1 protein-coding gene is annotated in these 1,232 nt (G+C 54.8%); it reads right to left on the minus strand.

Going from position 1 to position 1,232, the window contains the following annotated elements; all coding sequences use genetic code 11:
• Window positions 1-18: 18 nt before the first annotated feature.
• Window positions 19-1,169, minus strand: a protein-coding gene (locus tag HU750_RS26925) for an IS3 family transposase (protein ID WP_104834651.1) whose coding sequence is annotated in 2 segments (ribosomal slippage) — window positions 19-932 and window positions 932-1,169 — 1,152 coding nt in all. Because the reading frame shifts where the segments join, the coding sequence is not laid out codon by codon here.
• Window positions 1,170-1,232 lie beyond the last annotated feature (63 nt).

Genomic DNA, 1,232 nt, shown 5'->3' on the forward strand with positions numbered 1-1,232 from the left:
TGAATCGCCCCTGGTTTACTAGACACTCTCCAAGCTCAGAAAATAGCGTTTCTCATACTCTACTGGCGACAGCTGCATAGCACTGCTGTGTCGACGCTTGGGGTTATAGAACATCTCGATGTAATCGAAAATATCACTTCGGGCTTCGTCACGCGTTGCGTAGATCTTTCGTCGGATTCGCTCCCGCTTCAAAAGCTGGAAAAAGCTCTCGGCTACGGCATTGTCGTGGCAGTTTCCCCTTCGGCTCATGCTACTGATCACATTGTTGGCTTTCAGGAAGCTTTGCCAATCTGAGCTACTGAACTGACTGCCTTGGTCTGAGTGAATCATCACTTGCTGCTGTGGCTTGCGTCGCCACACGGCCATCAGCATGGCGTCGATGGCTAGGTCGCTGCTCATCCTGGGCTTCATTGACCAACCAATGACTTGGCGAGAGAACAGATCCAGCACTACCGCCAGATACAGCCACCCTTCGTAGGTGCGGATGTAGGTGATATCGGTCACCCAGACCTTATTCGGCTCACTGACCTTGAACTGCCTGGCCAGATGGTTGGGCGATGCCGCTTTTGGTTTTCCGCCATAAAACCCAGTACGACGGCGATAGCCCGTTTGCGAACGCAGCCCCTCTGCCTGCATCAAGCGACCGACTCGATTTCGCCCACAGATCTCTCCTAGCTCTCGCAGGTCATCGTGAATCTTGCGATAGCCATACACGCCGCCGCTTTCTAACCAGGCCTGCTTGATCAAGCCAAGCAGGCGCTGATCTTCTTTGGCTCGGGCAGATTGAGGCTCGGCCAGCCAAGCGTAGTAGCCGCTGGGATGCACCTTGAGGGTTTGGCAAAGGCGACGCACTGGGTAATCCGTCGAGTGCTTGTTGATGAAGGCGTACTTCAGCCGCACTCCTTGGCAAAGTACGCGGCGGCCTTCTTTAATATGTCTCGCTCTTCTGTCACCCGCTTGAGTTCAGCGCGCAGCTTGCGCAGTTCAGCCTGCTGATCATTGTCTTGCTGACGCTGCTCTTGGGGCTTGCTGTAGACCTTGATCCAGGCGTAAAGGCTGTGCACGGACATGCCCAGGCGCTGGGCGACCTCGGCGACAGGTTTGCCTTTTTCGGTCACTTGCTTGACCGCTTCGATCTTGAATTCTTCGGGGTAACGCTGACGACTCATGGCACCTCCTATTTGGGCCTCATTATGAGGCTTGGAGGTGTCTACGAAACCAGGGGCGATTCA

It is taken from the genome of Pseudomonas sp. SWRI50, from assembly GCF_014269095.1.
GTDB lineage: Bacteria > Pseudomonadota > Gammaproteobacteria > Pseudomonadales > Pseudomonadaceae > Aquipseudomonas > Aquipseudomonas kermanshahensis.